Source organism: Streptomyces halobius (assembly GCF_023277745.1).
Classification (GTDB): domain Bacteria; phylum Actinomycetota; class Actinomycetes; order Streptomycetales; family Streptomycetaceae; genus Streptomyces; species Streptomyces halobius.
The window spans coordinates 299,290-314,452 of sequence record NZ_CP086322.1 but is presented as its reverse complement, the minus strand read 5'-3'; the positions used below and the strand labels follow the sequence as shown (position 1 = coordinate 314,452).

Sequence of the window (15,163 nt, the reverse complement as noted above, 5' to 3'; positions counted from 1 at the left end):
AGCCGCCCCGACCACCAGCCAACAACCACCGACCAACAACGACCACCAACCAACAACGACCAACGGACACCTGACAGCTGACACCTGACAACCGGAAACCAACAACCGACCAGGACGGTGGCATCCCATGGCAGATCACGACCTGTCAGGCTTCAACCGCAGCACCTTTACCCACAACGGTGCCACCCGCCGGATTCTGCGGCGCGGCACCGGGCCGGCGGTGATCGTGATGGCGGAGATACCGGGCATCACCCCCAAGGTGCTGGAGTTCGCGGAACGCGTGGCCGCCATCGGCTGCACCGCCGTGCTCCCGGTCCTCTTCGGCACGCCCGGCCGCGATCCCAACCCCGAGGCCCATGGCCGGCTGAAGTCCCGGGCCTACATCGCCTCGGCGATGTGGAACGTGTGCGTCAGCCGGGAGTTCACCGTGCTGGCCACGGGGAAGACCTCGCCCGTTGTGACCTGGCTGCGGGCCCTGGCCGCGGATGAGCACGAGCGCTGTGGTGGCCCGGGTGTCGGGGCCGTCGGCATGTGTCTGACCGGCGGCTTCGCCCTGGCCATGGCGGCCGATGAGCGCCTGCTCGCCCCCGTTCTGTCCCAGCCGTCCCTGCCGTTGCCCCTCACCAGGAGGCGGTCCGCCGGTTTCGATATCTCCGCCGAGGACCTCGCCGCCGTCAGGGGACGCTGCGCGCGCGAGGGGCTCCAGGTCATGGGTCTGCGATTCCGTGGAGACCGGTTGGTACCACGGGACCGGTTCGCATTCCTGCGCCGCGCTCTCGGTGATGCGTTCACCGCCGTCGAACTGGACGACTCCACCGCGAATCCGGATGCTCTGATGCCGCCGCACTCCGTGCTGACCGAGCACCTCATCGACGAACCCGGCCAGCCGACCCGCGCGGCGCTGGACGACGTACTCGACCTCTTCCGCACCCGCTTGCTGGAGCAGGCCCGCGGCACGGCCGCGGAAACGCCCTCCGCTCCAGAAGAAGCGTGACTCAAGAAGCGTGACTCAAGAGGCGTGACTCAAGAGGCGCGGCGCCACAGGCGGCGGGATCCTGCACGTCAGGGACCTCGGCGGGCAAGATCCCGCACGGCAGGACTCACAGCGGGCAAGTGTGTGCCGAGCGGCGGCGGTTCGTAGGAAGCCCTGATCGCCGAGCAGGGTCCGCAGTTCGCCGTGGACGCGGTAATTCGTCGTTGAATCGGTCGAGTTCGGTCTGCGCGGTCCGCAGGTCGGCGTCACCGTCGCCGGTCGGCTCCAGCGCGGCCGGACGTCGAAGGGGAATGGAGCGGGGCCGGGTCGTACTCCCACCACCAGCCGATCGACGGAATGGACAGCGGCTCCGGATTGTCGTCACTCGGGGACTCCGCCCAGCCCGCCGAGTCGAAGGTCTCGGCGCCACTCACCCCATTCGTGTAGCGGTAGCGAGGGGTGTTCATGCACCAGCCCAGTACTCCACGGATATACGCCGCCGGGGTTCCGCAGTACCGGTCCAGGTCGGGTGCCGCCATGACCGCGAAATATCTGCGAAGCCGCAGGGAAAGGCACATGATGCGGTCGCGCATGGCCACCGCGATGGTCACGGCTTCATCGAGGGTGCAGCCGTATTCCGCCTGGACCACGTCAAGAAGGTTGTAACCGTCGCCGGTGCGGGCCCGCTCCTTGGCGTACGAGAAGATGTCCGTGTCCCAGCACACGAGGGTCGCCGCCATCTCCGTCAACGCACGGACCCGCCGCATTGCCGTCGTCACCGGTGCCGGGGCGATGCCGGCGACGACGGCGGGCAACAGCGGGAAGACCATGCCACCGCCCATGGAGAGCCGGGTGGCCGCATACTCGTCCAGAGTAGGCCGCACACCTCGGGATGAATTCCCCGCCTTCCGCAGCTCGGCCAAGAAATAGCCGCGCATCGCGGCGACGAACTCCTCGGCCTGGAGCGGCGAGGCATATGTATCGAGCCGAACCCGGATATCACGCAAGGCAGTTGCATAGCGGTCGGAAGAGTCAAGGGGGTATTCCGGGACTTCCGCCGCCCGCTGCATCCGCGCGACCGCCTCGGCAAGCCGGTCCGGCTGTTTTCCGATGGGGCGCTCATCGCAAGTACTCGTCGTCGAACGCGAAGGCCCATGTGGTGAAGTCCGCATAAACCTTGAGCAACTCGAACCCGCCGACCGGAGCCGCGAAAGCCGCCAACCGACCGCTTTCCATGCCGCGTACGCGCCGCAGCTGCTCCTCGTCCCAGTAGAGGCCGAACCGTTCGGCCCAATCCATGGTGTGCGCTTCGGCCTCGGCGGCCCTGGGATGGTTACGGCGCGGAATCGGGCAGTACATCGGCGGAACGGTGATCGGAGCATCAGCCACTCTCGCACGGCCTCCCTGTGTAGAGCGGTGTGCGCGGTGACCATGCTCGCGCCGGCGCCGCGGAGCCGCTGGCGAAGATCACACTTGACTGAAAGTGATCAGCCGAAAGCCCCTGCGGCTCTACCGGGCCGAGACCCTCGTCCTCCGAACCTGCGCCGAGGGCCGTACGCTGAATCTCCCGCCGTACCAGCCATACTGGGACGGCTGAGGGGCGACCGAACCCCGGCAGCGAGGGGACGACCAGGTGGAACGCATTACTCGGCCAGGTCCTTCGGACAGGCCCGGGGACACCGCGGCTCCAGCCGACACCAGGCAGCTCATCCGGCCACCGGGTGGCGGCCAAGCGGGCCTGCAGATCAACGAGCTGTGCCTGCGGAATATCGATACGGAAGGGACGAATGCTGGTTGCCGTGTTCGCCATGACCGCGACGCCAGGACGCACTGAGGTCGGTTCCGGTCCTCATTCTCCAGCAGGCTTACGGCAAGCGGATGCGCAAGGGCATGCAGTACCGGCCCGCGGACTGGTGGACCGTTCACTCGTCGGAGAGCCCCAGCTTGCCGTGCAGGCGGCGCAGCGGTCGCGGCGCCCACCAGTTGGCCCGCCCCGCGAGCCTCATCACGGCCGGTACGAGCACGCCGCGCACCAGCGTGGCGTCCAGCAGCACGGCCAGCGCCAGGCCCACGCCCAGGAGCTTCAGGAAGGTGATCCCGGACGTGGCCAGCGCGATCATGACGACGGCGACGAGCGCGGCCGCGGCACTGACCAGGCGTCCGGTGCGTTCCAGCCCGGCGGCGACGGCCAGCGTGTTGTCCCCGGTCTCCGCGTAGACCTCCTTGATCCGGGAGAGCAGGAACACCTCGTAGTCCATGGACAGCCCGAAGGCGACGCAGAACATCAGCACCGGCATGCTGGTGTCCACCATGCCGGTCACGGTGAAGTCGCCGACGAGCCAGCGCAGGTGGCCTTCCTGGAAGACGTACACCATGGCGCCGAAGGTCGCGGTCAGGCTCAGCAGGTTGAGCAGCACGGCCTTGAACGGGATCAGCACGCTGCCGGTGAAGAGGAACAGCAGCGCCACGGTCGTGCCGCCGACGATCAGTGCTGCCTCGGGCAGCCGGTCGGCGAGTGTGTCGCGGGTGTCCGCGAGCACCGCGGCATCACCGCCGACGAGCACCGCGCCCGGCGCGCCGTCCGCCCGCAACCGCTCCACCAGCTTCGCGCCGGCGGAGGAGAACGGCTCGACCGACGGCACCACTGACAGCCAGCTGGCACCGTTCGCCGTGAACGCGGCGGAGGCGGCGGAGGCGGGCGCCACCTGCCGCCCCCCGGCGTAGGAGCCCGTGACGGTGTCCACCCGGGCCACGCCCGGCAGGGCCGACAGGCGGGTGGCGTAGGCGGTGACCTGCTGCCGGTCGCCGGAGCCGCTGATGGTGGGCAGCACCACGGACAGCGCGGAGTTCTCCCGGCTCGCGAACTCTTCCCGTACGAACTGCGCCGTACGGTGCGCGGGAGCGTCGGCGGGCAGGACCCGGTCGTCGATCAGGCCGAAGGAGATCCGGGTGAACGGCAGGCCGAGCACCACCAGCAGGGTGATCACGCCGGTCGCGCACAGTACCGGTCGCCGCATGACCGCGGTGGCGAGCCGGTGCCAGAACCCGTTGTTCCCCGGCCTGGCTCCGCCCGCGCCGGCGGCCTCCGCTGTACCGGCGACCTGCCCAGTCCCGGTGGTCTGTCCAGTCCGGGTGGTCCGCCCAGTCCCGGCGGCCCGTCCCGATCCACCGGCCGGCCCCTCTGGCCCCATGCCCTGCCCGCCCCGGTCGCCGTCACGCTTCGGTCTGCAGCGGAACAACCGCCGTACGTCCAGCGCGTCGATCCGCGGGCCGAGCACGCCGAGTACCGCGGGCAGCACCACCACGGCCGCAAAGGCCGCGAGCGCCACCACTGCCACGCCCGCGTAGGCGAAGGAGCGCAGGAAGTACAGCGGGAAGACCAGCAGGGCCGACAGCGACAGGGCCACCGTCAGCGCGGAGAACAGCACGGTGCGACCGGCCGTGCGGACGCTCTGCGCGACCGCCTCGGTGGTGCCGAGGCCGCGCGCCATCTCCTCCCGGAAACGGGTGACGATGAACAGGCTGTAGTCGATGGCCAGCCCCAGGCCCAGCGCCGTGGTGATGTTGATCGCGAAGACGGAGACCGAGGTCAGATGGGACAGCACCTGCAGCACGACGAAGGTGCCCAGGATGGAGAAGACCCCGATGAGCAGGGGCAGGCCGGCCGCCACCGCACTGCCGAACACAAAGAGCAGGATGAGCAGGATGACCGGGGCCGCATACGCCTCGGCCCGGAGCAGGTCCCGCTCGCTCTGCTCCTGGACTTCCCCCGAGACCTGCGCCTCCCCGGTGGCGGAGAGCCGCAGCACCCCATGACGGCCGGTGAAACGGGGGACCAGCTCCTTCGCGGTGGCCCGCACTCGGTCCTCGTCGCCACCCAGTCGCATCAGCACCAGCGCCGAGCGTCCGTCGCGGGCCTTGAGCGGTTGCGCCGACTCGCGGGGGGCCGTCCAGTACGACGCGGCCGACAGCACGCCCGGTTCCTGGGCGAGCCGCCTGGTGAGGTCCCGCCCGGCGGACGCGGTCCGCGGATCGTCGACCGGTCCCGGGGCACGGGCCAGGAACACCAGATTGGGCACACCCGAGCCGAAGCGGTCCGCGAGGAAATCCTGGGTCTTGGACGACTCCGCCGCCGGGTCGGTGAAGCCGCCGCTGGACAGCCGGTCGGCGACACCACCGCCGACCGGGACGGCGGCCGCCACCGCCAGCAGCACCGCCAGCAGCACGGGTACGCGGCGGCGGACCAGGAACCGTCCGAGAGCGGCGAGCCGGGAGCGGTCAGCGGGTTTCCCGGGGCCGGCCCCGGGTGCCGGGGACGGGCTTTCGGCTGCTGTGGTGGTGTTGGCGGCTTTGCGCACGGTGCTTCCTGTGGGTCCGCTCGGGAGCTCTGTTCCCTTGGCGCGGTCAGACGCCGACGAACAGAACCGCGTACAGGGTCAGTCCTGGGCCAAAGGCCATGGCCAGGCCGTATTGCTCGGGCGCCAGCGGGGACCGGCGCTGCAGCTCCTGCACCACCAAGGGCAGGCCCGCGGAGGCGCAGTTGCCGTGTTCCCGCAGCACGTACCGGGAGGCGGCCAGGGCCTCGGGCGGAAGGCCGAGACTGCTCTCGGCCGCGTCGAGGATGCGCGGTCCGCCCGGATGCACCGCCCACCAGCACACATCGGCGAGACCGAGCGAGTGACGCGCCAGCAGACCGTCGAGCATGGGCCGCAAGTGGCGTTCGAGAACATCGGGCACACGCGGGGACACGCTCATCCGGAAGCCGTGGTCCTCGACCGTGAGCGACATGTAGTCCTCGTGCTCGGTGTCCGTGTGCGCGACCACATCCACGACCTCAAGGCCGTGGCCGGCCTCGGCGGGCCGTTCCGGCTGGATGACGGTGGCCGTGACGGCGTCGCCGAACAGCGCGTTCACCACCTGCTGGCCGGTGTTCCAGGGAGGCGGCTGCAGGTGCAGCGACGACAGCTCCGCGTTCACCAGAACGGCCGGGCGCCGTTGTGCGCGTACGAAGTTGGCGCACGCGGCCAGCGCCGGCACGGCCGCCAGGCAGCCCATGTGCCCCACCAGGAGCCGCTCCACCGTCGGTGCGATGCCCACGTCCCGGGCCAATCGGGTGTCCAGGCCCGGCGCGGCGTATCCGGTGGAGGACGTCACGCACATCAGGCCAACGTGGGACGGGTCGAGGCCGGTCTCGACCAGTGCCGTGGCCACGGCGTCCTTGCTGAGCGGAAGCGCCTCCTCCTGGTACCGGCGCATGCGCCGGGCCGTGGACCAGCGCTTGACGTCGTCCAGCAGAGGGCTCACCGCCACATGACGCCGCGAGATACCGCTGCCCGCGGCGATCCGATCGACGAGCGGTCGATTCGTCTCGTTTGCTCCCAACAGGGTGAACTCCTCCTGGCTGTAGGAGATCGCTGGCAGGGCCACCGCAACTCCGGTCACCACGGCCGAACCGCATATACCCATGCAGATCACCCTCTGTAGTCATTTATAGCGTAGTGTTATCATATAGGCGGGGTACGGGAGTGCCACGTGGTGATGCTGCACCCGGACTGCGGTCGTCTGTCGTTCCGGGCAACGGCAGCCCGGGCATAGCTGCCGTCGGTACTGGCGGGGTGTCACATCGAGGGACCTGTGGTGCTGGAAGGACCTGTGGTGCTCGACGGATCTCTGATGCCCGACCAACCTGTGGTGCGCTGCCGGGAAAACCCGCTTGTGCCCATGAGGCGTATGAGCAGAATCGGCGTGTGCAGATCCTGTCGTTCCCCGAAGAGGCCACTCCCTCCGATCCGCGTGCTCAGGTGCGGGAGATCCAGGAGCAGGCGTGGCCGTCCGGGCGCGTCTCGGCCATCCCTCCCGATGCGCCCACCCACGATCCTTCGCTGCGGCCGTTGTCCATGCTGCTCGTGGACGAAGGGACGCTGCTGGCCGCACTGGACAGCCTCTCCAAGGAGATGCTCCATGCCGGTCAGCGTCATCGCGCCGGTGGGCTGAGCACGGTGGTGACCCGCCGGGAGGCTCGTGGTCGTGGGCACGGCCGACGCCTGGTGGCCGCGGCCCGGGAGACGATGATCGCCCGGAAACTGGACCGGAGACATCCCGTATGCGTACTTCTCGCTCGCACCCATCTGGCTCGCGCTGCGCGCCGTCGCGGCCTGGCCCCCTTCCCGGCGGGGCACTGCCGCAGGGGCGGCCGTACCGACCGCGCTCGTGCTCGGCCTGCCCACGGCCGTGATTCCCAACCCGCTCTTCACCCGGACCGTGCCCACCCCTGCCTGGGGCTATCCGGCGCTCGCCGTCACGGCCGCGCTCGCCGGGCTGCTGCTGGCCACGTACGTGCGTACCGGGGCATCGGCGGATGACCGGCGCCCCCGGCGCATGGGCATGCTGGGTGGCCTCCTGGGGTTCTTCGCGGTCGGCTGCCCCGTCTGCAACAAGCTCGTGCTGCTCGCGATCGGTACTTCGGGTGCGCTGAGCATCTGGCAGCCGTTGCAGCCGCTGCTGGCCGTGGTTTCCGTGGTGCTGCTAGCGGTGGCCACGGTGCGGCGACTGGCAGGCGAGATCGCCTGCCCCGCTGCCTGAACCCCTTGTCTGGACCCCTTCGTTGCTCTTCCCCGTTTCCCCTTCCCCTTCCCCATCACGGGAGCCCATATGTCTTTGATCAAAAGGTGCTGCATGCGACCGGAAGAAGAACTGCGTGAGTTGGCCTGGCTGCCGCAGCTGGTGCTGCGGGTCAGCGTCGGCTTCATGTTCCTGAGTGGTGCGGTGGGCAAGCTCGCCGATGTGGACGCGTTCGCTGCCGCGCTCCGGGACGCTGCTCTCCCGCTGCCCCTTGCGGGCGTGGTGGCACCCGTGCTGGCCACCGTCGAACTGCTCGGCGGCATGGCACTCGTGCTGGGCGTCGCCGTCCGCCCGGCCGCACTGGTGCTGGGGCGGGACCATGATCGGGGCACTGATCACCACGGTCGTACCCCCGCTGATGGGCCGCTACCCAAACCCGTGGACCCTGCTGAGCAACCTCTTCTACCAGCCGGAATGGCTGCTGCTGGGCCTGCTGATGTGGCTGGCCTGTATCGGTGCCGGCCGGATCGGCGTCAGCGCATGGGCGACACGCCTACGGGCCCAGCGCCGGTAGCACGATGGCTGCCTGGTAGTGGTTGGCGGTGCCGTACGCGTGGGTGGCGGCCTTGCCGAACTCGGAGCGGTCCGCGAGGAGCACGGCCTCGTGTGAGTTGGGCGGGTGGTGGTCAGGCCGGTTGGGGGAGTACCAGGGGTTTGACCGTTGTACGGTCCCGGGCGGCGGCGGTGAGGGCATCCTCCGCCGCTTCCAGGTCGTACCGGTGGGTGATCAGCCGGTCCAGATCCACCTCGCCGGAAGCCGCCAGCGCGATGGCGGTCGGCCAGGTGTTGGCGTACCGGAAGGTGCCGGTGACCTCGATCTCGAAGTTCTGCACATGGGCCAGCGGCAGCGGGACGGTGTCGCCGCCCATGCCGACGAGGACGGCCCGGCCCGCGCGGCCGACGGTGCGAATCGCTTCGCCGACGACGGCGGGGACGCCGGAGCACTCCAGCAGGACATCGGGCTCGAAGTCGGTGTCCGCGATTGGTGTCTCCCCTGCTCGAACAGCGTCGAGAGCTTGAGGAAGGGGAGTGCCGCCGCCTACGTCCACGGTGGCGGTGGCACCCAACTGCCGTGCCAGGTCCAGGCGGTGGGGCGCGACATCGGTGACGACGACTTCGGTGGCGCCGAAGGCACGGGCGGTCTGCGCGGCGACCAGGCCGATGGGGCCCGCGCCGGTGACCAGGACCCGGGAGCCGGGTCCGACGCGCCCCTTGCGGCAGGCCCAAACACCCACGGAAAGCGGCTCCAGGAGGGCGGCCTCTTCGGCGGTCAGCTTGTCGGGCACAGGATGGGCGAAGTCCTCGTCCGCGGCGATGTATTCGCACAGGGCGCCGTCGACCGGGGGAGTGGCGTGGAAGGAGACGTCGGGGCAGAGGTTGTAGCGGCCTCGGCGGCACTGGGCGCAGCGGGCGCAGGGCACACCGGGTTCCACCGACACCCGTTGTCCGACCTGGTGGCGGCTGGTGTCCGGGCCGAGGGCGGCGACCGTGCCGCCGGGCTCGTGGCCGAGGATCATGGGGGCTCGGACGACGAAGTCGCCGATGCGGCCGTGGCGGTAGTAGTGGACGTCGGAGCCGCAGATGCCAACCGCTTCGACGCGGACCAGGACCTGGCCGGGGCCGGGCCGCGGCACCGGGCGCTCCTGGATCTCCAATGTCTCCGGGGCGGTGAGGACGGCAGCGCGCATGGTCGGCGGGATGTGCGCGGGCAGGGCGTGGGCGGTCATTCCGCGGTCAGCTCCCATAGTCGGGCCGGTGACCAGCCACCGGCGTACGGCGAGGCCGGCCGACCGGTATGGGGACCACGACGGCGGTTCCGATGCCGGTCGGCCGGCTCCAGTCGACTCCGGTCCGGGTGACCAGTTGGCTGTCGGGAAAGGCGTGGCAGTGCGTCCCTCAGCCGGTTCGACGTACGCGAACCTCGGCTCCAGGCATTCCTAGCAGATAAGTGCCCATTGTTAACGCATCTCGCGTGAGACAAGTGGCGGGCCTTCACTGGGCTGTTGTCGGGACAGCGGCGCGCTCAGTCGCCCCGCCCCCGCCGCAGGAAGAGCCGCAGTGCGAGCCACAGGACGAAATGGTGCAGCCGCCTGGCTGGCCGGGCCGCCGGCACTTCGCTCCCGCCGGGACCGGTGCGCTTGTCGACACCGCCCACAGTTCCTTGTCCGCGCTGAGCCCCGCCTCTTCGATCAGGGCCACGGCCCGCAGATGGTCAGCCCTCTGGTGTCCGCCTCGGCCGCGTTCGATCTGCCTCCAGATAGTGCTTGAGGCGTAGCAATGTGGTGCCGATGTTGGCGTTGTTGAGGCCGATACGGTCGGAGACACCGGTGATCAGGATGGCGAGGGGGATGAACCACAGCGGCACCCGCAGCCAGCTGGTCTCGGTGACGGTGCAGCCCTCCGCCGTGGGCGCGATGTCGTACTGCCAGCGGGAGATGGGGACCCCGAGTGGCGCCGTCACCTCGTAGGCGAAGCGCCGGCCCGGATCGACATCCGTGATACGGCAGTTGGTGACCCAGCGACGGAGGCCGTTGCGGTTGTGGCCGCGGAAGCGGGCACCCACCGCCGGCGCCGTGGCGCCGCCCAGCCAGCGGGCGCGGTGGGCCTCTTCGGCGAGACGGATCATGACGGGCGGGTCGCTGACCACGTCGTACGCATCGGCCGGGGTCGTCCTGATGGTCACCGTGCCGGTGGCCGCAGGGTCCGGGAAGCGCGGTATGCGCGACAGGTTCGGTAGGGGCATCGGCGCCTCCTGAGCTGATGTAATCGGTGATTACATCAGTGCCCGGAGTGGGGGTCAAGGCCCCGTGCGGCCGGGGGGGTTGGCGATGCCGAGCCCGAAGGTGTCCAGGACCTGCTCGGCCAGCTGTTCCGCCCGGTCCGGCGGCAGATAACCGTCGACGATCATCTGTGACAGCCCGTAGACGACCGCCTGTCCCGCGAGACCCACGATCGCGGGGTCGCCGGGACGCAGTACACCGGCCTCCTGATCGGCGATGATCACGTCGGTGAAGACCCGCTCGATGTCGGTGAGACGCCGGTGCAGTTCGGCGGGCCGGCTGTCGCCGAACACCCTGGTCCTGATCAGCTCGAAGCGCCGCGGGTGGCGGATCGCGAAACGGACGAAGCCCAGGCCGAAGGCACGCATCACAGACCCCCCGGTGTCCGCGACCACGCCGAGCTGCCACTCGCCGAAGTCGGCCAGGATATGGTCGGCGACCGCCGTCAACAGCGCCTGACGGTCCGCGAAATGCCGGAACGGCGCTCCCGGCGACACCCCTGCCCGGCGCGCGACCTCTCGTACGGTCACCTGCTCCATCCCGCGCTCGTCCAGGAGCTCGATGGCCGCCGCGGTGAGAGCGGCGGGGAGATCGCCATGGTGATAACCAGCACGCTCAGTGGCCTTGCCCGTCATGTACGCAGTGCTACCACATGCGGGTGCGCGGCTGTCCGGCACGTCTGCGCCGCCGCTACCGGACCTGTGGCCGGTCATGAAGCAGCAGTTGAGCCGTCCGTTCGCAGTCTTCGGCGGTCAGCGGTCAGCGGTCAGCGGTCAGGGCCGGGCCCTCGTCATGCTCATGCGTTCCCGACATCCCCTCGGTTCGCAATGACCGCCCGAGCGATCCGGGAGAGCGTCAGGAACCGTTCGTCGTCGACGACGAGCCACCCTTTCTCAAGGAGGGCCTGGAGCTGCGGCCGGACCTCAACACCAAGCTCGTCCGCCAGGTCATCATCCGTCGGTGCATCGCCGGCCGCCAGTCGCCGGGCGATGTGACGTACCAGGGCTTCCTCTTCCGCCGTGATGTTGAAGTCCATGAGGCGACGGTACCGGGCGGCCGCTCGTCGCCTGGTAAGGCTGTCGTCCTGATAAGCCGCTGGTGGCGGGGTCATTGCGGTCGGGACGCCATGCGATGGTGGTGACGCCACGCGATGGTGGTGAAAGGTGGCGGCCAGGGGTGCGAGTAGGAGGCGGCGTCGCGTCCCTGGTCACCGGTGCCGGCCAGGACGGTCGCGCGCGGCCCCGCCCGTCCACGCGCCGCCGCACCGACCAGCAGCCGGGCACCGGCTCCCAGAAATACTCCTCGTCGGCCATGGGGCCGACCGTGGTGTCCGTCCCATCGCCGCTGCCCATGACGGACCGGTCATGCGGTCGGCGAGGGGCTGGCGTGCGAAGTCGAATTGCTCCAGCAGCGGAGCCAGGCGGGGCGGTGTCGCCATCGGACGCTCCTGTGGCGAACCGGTCGGCCCTCAAAGGAAAACGGGGCAGCCGATCCGCCAGCCTGGCACAGTCGGCAGCACCGCCGCGTCCTCTTTTCTGAGGCCGCGCGCCATGCCGTGACCGAGCCAGAGGCATTCACCCACGTTGTGATGCACATCACTGGCGACGACGTCACGGTTTCCGGCTGTGCGGTGTCTACATGGCGGATCAGGTTCGGATCGAGTTCGAATGCGTACACACAGGAGGGTGACAGGAGGGTGATGGGCATGTGGGGTGCGCGTTGAGCGAGGAGCGGGTATTCGCCGAGTGTCGGCCGCTTCTGTTCACGATCGCCTACGAGATTCTCGGCAGCGCGGCCGACGCCGAGGACGTGGTGCAGGACAGCTACATCCGGTGGCACAGCGCGAGCCGGGAGCACATCGGGCATCCGCGCGCCTATCTGGTGCGCACGGTCACCCGGCAGGCGCTGAACCATCTGCGCGCGGTGCGGCGGCGGCGAGAGGACTACGTCGGTCCGTGGCTTCCCGAACCGGTCCGCACCGGGCCGGACGTGGCCGAGGACGCCGTGCTCGCGGAGTCGGTGTCGATGGCGATGCTGCTGGTCCTGGAGACGCTGAGCCCGGATGAACGCGCGGTGTTCGTGCTGCGCGAGGTGTTCGGCTACTCGCATCGGGAGGTCGCTGACCTGGTGGGTAAGACCGAGACCACGGCGCGGCAGATCGCGCACCGCGCGCGCGAGCACGTGCGATCGCGGCGCAAGCGCTTCCACCACGACCCACGCACGGCAGAGGAGGTCGTCGGCCGATTCCTGCTCGCGGCCGGCACCGGCGACGTCACGGCCCTGATGAGCCTGATGGCGCCGGGTGTGGTCCACGTATCCGACGGCGGGGGCCAGGTCACCGCAGCCCGCCGCCCGGTCAGGGGGTGCGAGCAGGTCGCACGGTTCATCGCCGGGGTCGCCAGGACGAGCGGGCCCGGCGCCCGGTTCGAAGTCGCGAGCTGCAACGGCTTGCCCGCAGTGCTGTGGCGCTCGGGCCATCGGCTCGACTACGTGCTGATCTTCGAGATCGCCGACACCCTGATCCACGGCATGTACGCCGTGGGCAATCCCGACAAGCTGGGCGCGGCCGTCGTTCCGCGCCTTCTGGACAGGAGAAAGGACGAGACATGGAGACCGTGACGGTGCGACGTGTCATCGCAGCGCCGATCGCCGAGGTATTCGATTGGTGCGCTACGACCACCAACTACACCCGCTCCCCATTCGTGCTCAGGGCGCGACTGGCCCGGCCGGGCGCGGGCGCGCCGTACGGGGTGGGGGCTGTCCGGTTGCACACATGGCTGATCGGCTGGTTCCGCGAAGGCATCACCGCCTACAACCCACCGCACGATTTCGACTACGCCGTCGAACGCAGCTTCCCGCCGGCCCGGCACGGACTCGGGCGTATGACCTTCACCGAAGTCGCCGAGGGCACCCTGGTCGTCTGGACGACTACCTGTCAGGTCCGCCTTCCCTTCGGCGCGGCCATCACCCGGATGCTCGCCAAACCCGTCATCGCCCACGTCTTCGGCAAGATCCTCGACGCCGCTGACACCGCACTCACAGCTCACCCCGAACAGGCGGCGACGCCCTGAGCGTGACACTCCGCAACGTGCCACGTCGTGCCGCTTCGCGACATGACGTGCCGCTTCATGACGCTTCGCAAGCTGAGGGCCTCATCGAGGCATCGAGCACTGGCCTGTTTCGCCCGAGCGGTCCCGGTCATTGTGAACCGCTTCGGAATGGGGCGCCGCGGTTACGCGGTGGAGTGGAGTTGCATTGTGGGGCGCATGGGAAGTGACACGGAGCTCGCGTGGTGCGCGTGTGACATATGCCGTCGGCTGATGCGGGGCCCGACGAGGTATCCGCGTGGCAGAGAACGCATTCGTCTGCCCACAGTTCCTCTTTCACAGAAGCCGCTATCCGGGTCAGCCTTATCCGGCACGGAAAAGCCCGCACACCAATCTCTCTCGAAAGCATGCGCGATCAGGGGAGGTGAGTGTGCGGGAATGGGCGATACCGAAGACCGTAGGCCAATTGCGTCTGGCCGAGGAAATCGGGGTCAACACCCCTTTATGCGGCAGGAGACAGGAAAGTGACGCTGGGCGACGAATCGTGTTCAGACAACCTCGACGAGTTCCTCAAGAAGATCAGGATGTGGTACGAAACCGACCACGAGGGTTTCAAGACCATGTACGACGCGGCGGTCGAGAATGTGGTGCCGTACCCGGATGACACGCCGGAAGAAGTGCGCTGCAACTGGAAGAACAAAGACATCCAGTTCCTGTGCGACTTCTTCATGGGTGTACGAATGGCAGTCGGGGGTCAACAACGGGCTGGACTGCATCGAGAAGTTCAGCTGGCTCAACTACGAAAACGACTACGGCATGGTCTTCCTGACCTGTGGCCCGGGGCTCAAGATGACCGCCGACTTCACGAACCTGCAGGGCATGCAGATGGACTCGCCGGAGTCGAAGAAACTCATCAAGAAGTGGGTCGAAGAGCTCGGGCCGAAGCGTATGGCCGACTACGAGATCGAGGACTGGCCGAACTTCAATGAGTTCTTCGTCCGGAAGCTCAAGAAGGGTGCGCGGCCGATCGACGCCCAGGACGACAAGAGCGTGGTGGTCGCTCCGGCCGACTGCGTCATCAACATGGTCGTCGATGAGCTGACCGAAACCACGCCGATCCCGGTCAAGACGGTGAGCATGAACGTCAGGCAGCTGCTCGACAACTCCGAGTACGCCGAGAGGTTCATCGGCGGTACGGCGGTGTCGTGCATCCTGATGCCCGACAGCTACCACTGGTATCACGCCCCGGTGGCGGGTGAGGTGGTGGAGGCCCGCGACGACATCGGCGGCGTGTACTACGGGATGCGGGACTTCCCTGAACTACTCAACAAGGGGAACGTCGGCTACGGATACGACTACGAGATGTTCGATCACTTCCGCCGGGGATACGTCATCATCAGGACGGAATACCTGGACCCCTCGGGAAAACGAGATGGCGAAGGGTACGTGGGGCTGGTGCCCGTCGGCCTCAACTCGATCGCCTCCGTGAACTTCCTGGACAAGTTCCAGCCCCCGCTCAGGGAGCGGGTCACGGTGGAAAAGGGAGAGAAGATCGGGAACTTCAAGTACGGCGGGTCGCTGAACATCCTGCTGTTCGAACACGACCGGTTCCCCGCGCTGCAACTGCTCCAGGGACAGCGCATCGGTGTCCTGGAGGATCCGCTGCGGACGACCGGGCTGTTCACCCGCTCCTATCACACGCAGTCCCGGCGGCTCCGTCCCCTGGCTCCCTGACCCTGCCG

At 68.7% G+C, this 15,163-nt stretch carries 14 protein-coding genes and 3 pseudogenes; 7 read left to right on the top strand and 10 right to left on the bottom strand.

Going from position 1 to position 15,163, the window contains the following annotated elements; translation table 11 throughout:
• Nucleotides 1–127: 127 nt before the first annotated feature.
• Nucleotides 128–994, top strand: a complete 867-nt coding sequence (locus K9S39_RS01330) for a dienelactone hydrolase family protein (protein WP_248861476.1) — start codon at nucleotides 128–130, stop codon at nucleotides 992–994.
• 245 nt (nucleotides 995–1,239) lie between these two features.
• On the opposite strand, the gene K9S39_RS01325 is transcribed toward K9S39_RS01330, so the two are convergent.
• The 5 genes and pseudogenes from K9S39_RS01325 to K9S39_RS01305 form a co-directional block, all read right to left on the bottom strand.
• Nucleotides 1,240–2,145 (bottom strand): terpene synthase family protein, encoded by a 906-nt coding sequence (locus K9S39_RS01325; RefSeq protein WP_283112127.1) that lies wholly within the window; start codon nucleotides 2,143–2,145, stop codon nucleotides 1,240–1,242.
• The gene (locus K9S39_RS01320; RefSeq protein ID WP_248861474.1) at nucleotides 2,093–2,362 is read right to left on the bottom strand and encodes an isoprenoid biosynthesis enzyme family protein; all 270 of its coding nucleotides are present in this window, start codon (nucleotides 2,360–2,362) and stop codon (nucleotides 2,093–2,095) included. The genes K9S39_RS01325 and K9S39_RS01320 overlap by 53 nt, the downstream gene beginning before the upstream one ends.
• A gap of 283 nt (nucleotides 2,363–2,645) precedes the next feature.
• Nucleotides 2,646–2,783: pseudogene (locus tag K9S39_RS01315) on the bottom strand (epoxide hydrolase N-terminal domain-containing protein); the annotation flags it as partial.
• Nucleotides 2,784–2,895: 112 nt separating this feature from the next.
• Nucleotides 2,896–5,331 carry an MMPL family transporter gene (locus tag K9S39_RS01310; RefSeq protein WP_248861473.1) on the bottom strand — a complete coding sequence of 812 codons (2,436 nt, stop codon included), beginning with the start codon at nucleotides 5,329–5,331 and terminating at the stop codon, nucleotides 2,896–2,898.
• A 46-nt stretch (nucleotides 5,332–5,377) separates the two neighbouring features.
• Nucleotides 5,378–6,400, bottom strand: coding sequence for a type III polyketide synthase (locus tag K9S39_RS01305; RefSeq protein ID WP_248861472.1), 1,023 nt, complete (start codon nucleotides 6,398–6,400; stop codon nucleotides 5,378–5,380).
• An 804-nt stretch (nucleotides 6,401–7,204) separates the two neighbouring features.
• Here K9S39_RS01305 and K9S39_RS01295 point away from each other — a divergent pair.
• The 3 genes and pseudogenes from K9S39_RS01295 to K9S39_RS01290 all read left to right on the top strand — a co-directional run bounded on the left by K9S39_RS01295 (nucleotide 7,205) and on the right by K9S39_RS01290 (nucleotide 8,108).
• The gene (locus K9S39_RS01295; RefSeq protein ID WP_406707854.1) at nucleotides 7,205–7,555 is read left to right on the top strand and encodes a hypothetical protein; all 351 of its coding nucleotides are present in this window, start codon (nucleotides 7,205–7,207) and stop codon (nucleotides 7,553–7,555) included.
• Between the two features lie 69 nt (nucleotides 7,556–7,624).
• Nucleotides 7,625–7,891: pseudogene (locus K9S39_RS42650) on the top strand (DoxX family protein); the annotation flags it as partial.
• 22 nt (nucleotides 7,892–7,913) lie between these two features.
• The gene (locus tag K9S39_RS01290) at nucleotides 7,914–8,108 is read left to right on the top strand and encodes a hypothetical protein (RefSeq protein ID WP_248861471.1); all 195 of its coding nucleotides are present in this window, start codon (nucleotides 7,914–7,916) and stop codon (nucleotides 8,106–8,108) included.
• Between the two features lie 112 nt (nucleotides 8,109–8,220).
• On the opposite strand, the gene K9S39_RS01285 is transcribed toward K9S39_RS01290, so the two are convergent.
• From K9S39_RS01285 to K9S39_RS01265, 5 genes and pseudogenes are all read right to left on the bottom strand, one after another.
• Entirely contained in the window at nucleotides 8,221–9,321 is a 1,101-nt protein-coding gene (locus K9S39_RS01285) for an NAD(P)-dependent alcohol dehydrogenase (protein WP_248861470.1), read from the bottom strand.
• Nucleotides 9,322–9,806: 485 nt separating this feature from the next.
• Nucleotides 9,807–10,337 carry an SRPBCC family protein gene (locus K9S39_RS01280; RefSeq protein ID WP_248861469.1) on the bottom strand — a complete coding sequence of 177 codons (531 nt, stop codon included), beginning with the start codon at nucleotides 10,335–10,337 and terminating at the stop codon, nucleotides 9,807–9,809.
• Between the two features lie 54 nt (nucleotides 10,338–10,391).
• A complete protein-coding gene (locus tag K9S39_RS01275) occupies nucleotides 10,392–11,009 on the bottom strand; it encodes a TetR/AcrR family transcriptional regulator (RefSeq protein WP_248861468.1) in 618 nt (205 codons plus the stop codon).
• A 161-nt stretch (nucleotides 11,010–11,170) separates the two neighbouring features.
• Nucleotides 11,171–11,410: a hypothetical protein gene (locus K9S39_RS01270; protein ID WP_248861467.1), complete on the bottom strand. Its 240-nt coding sequence runs from the start codon at nucleotides 11,408–11,410 to the stop codon at nucleotides 11,171–11,173.
• 95 nt (nucleotides 11,411–11,505) lie between these two features.
• A pseudogene (locus tag K9S39_RS01265) lies at nucleotides 11,506–11,812 on the bottom strand (DinB family protein); the annotation flags it as partial.
• Between the two features lie 281 nt (nucleotides 11,813–12,093).
• Between K9S39_RS01265 and K9S39_RS01260 the strand changes: the two are divergent.
• From K9S39_RS01260 to K9S39_RS01250, 3 genes are all read left to right on the top strand, one after another.
• A complete protein-coding gene (locus K9S39_RS01260; protein ID WP_248861466.1) occupies nucleotides 12,094–12,993 on the top strand; it encodes an RNA polymerase sigma-70 factor in 900 nt (299 codons plus the stop codon).
• Nucleotides 12,981–13,445 (top strand): SRPBCC family protein, encoded by a 465-nt coding sequence (locus K9S39_RS01255; protein WP_248861465.1) that lies wholly within the window; start codon nucleotides 12,981–12,983, stop codon nucleotides 13,443–13,445. Before K9S39_RS01260 ends, K9S39_RS01255 begins: the two co-directional genes overlap by 13 nt.
• Nucleotides 13,446–14,153: 708 nt before the next feature.
• On the top strand, nucleotides 14,154–15,155 hold the full coding sequence (locus K9S39_RS01250) for a phosphatidylserine decarboxylase (RefSeq protein ID WP_248861464.1): 1,002 nt from the start codon (nucleotides 14,154–14,156) through the stop codon (nucleotides 15,153–15,155).
• Nucleotides 15,156–15,163: the final 8 nt, after the last annotated feature.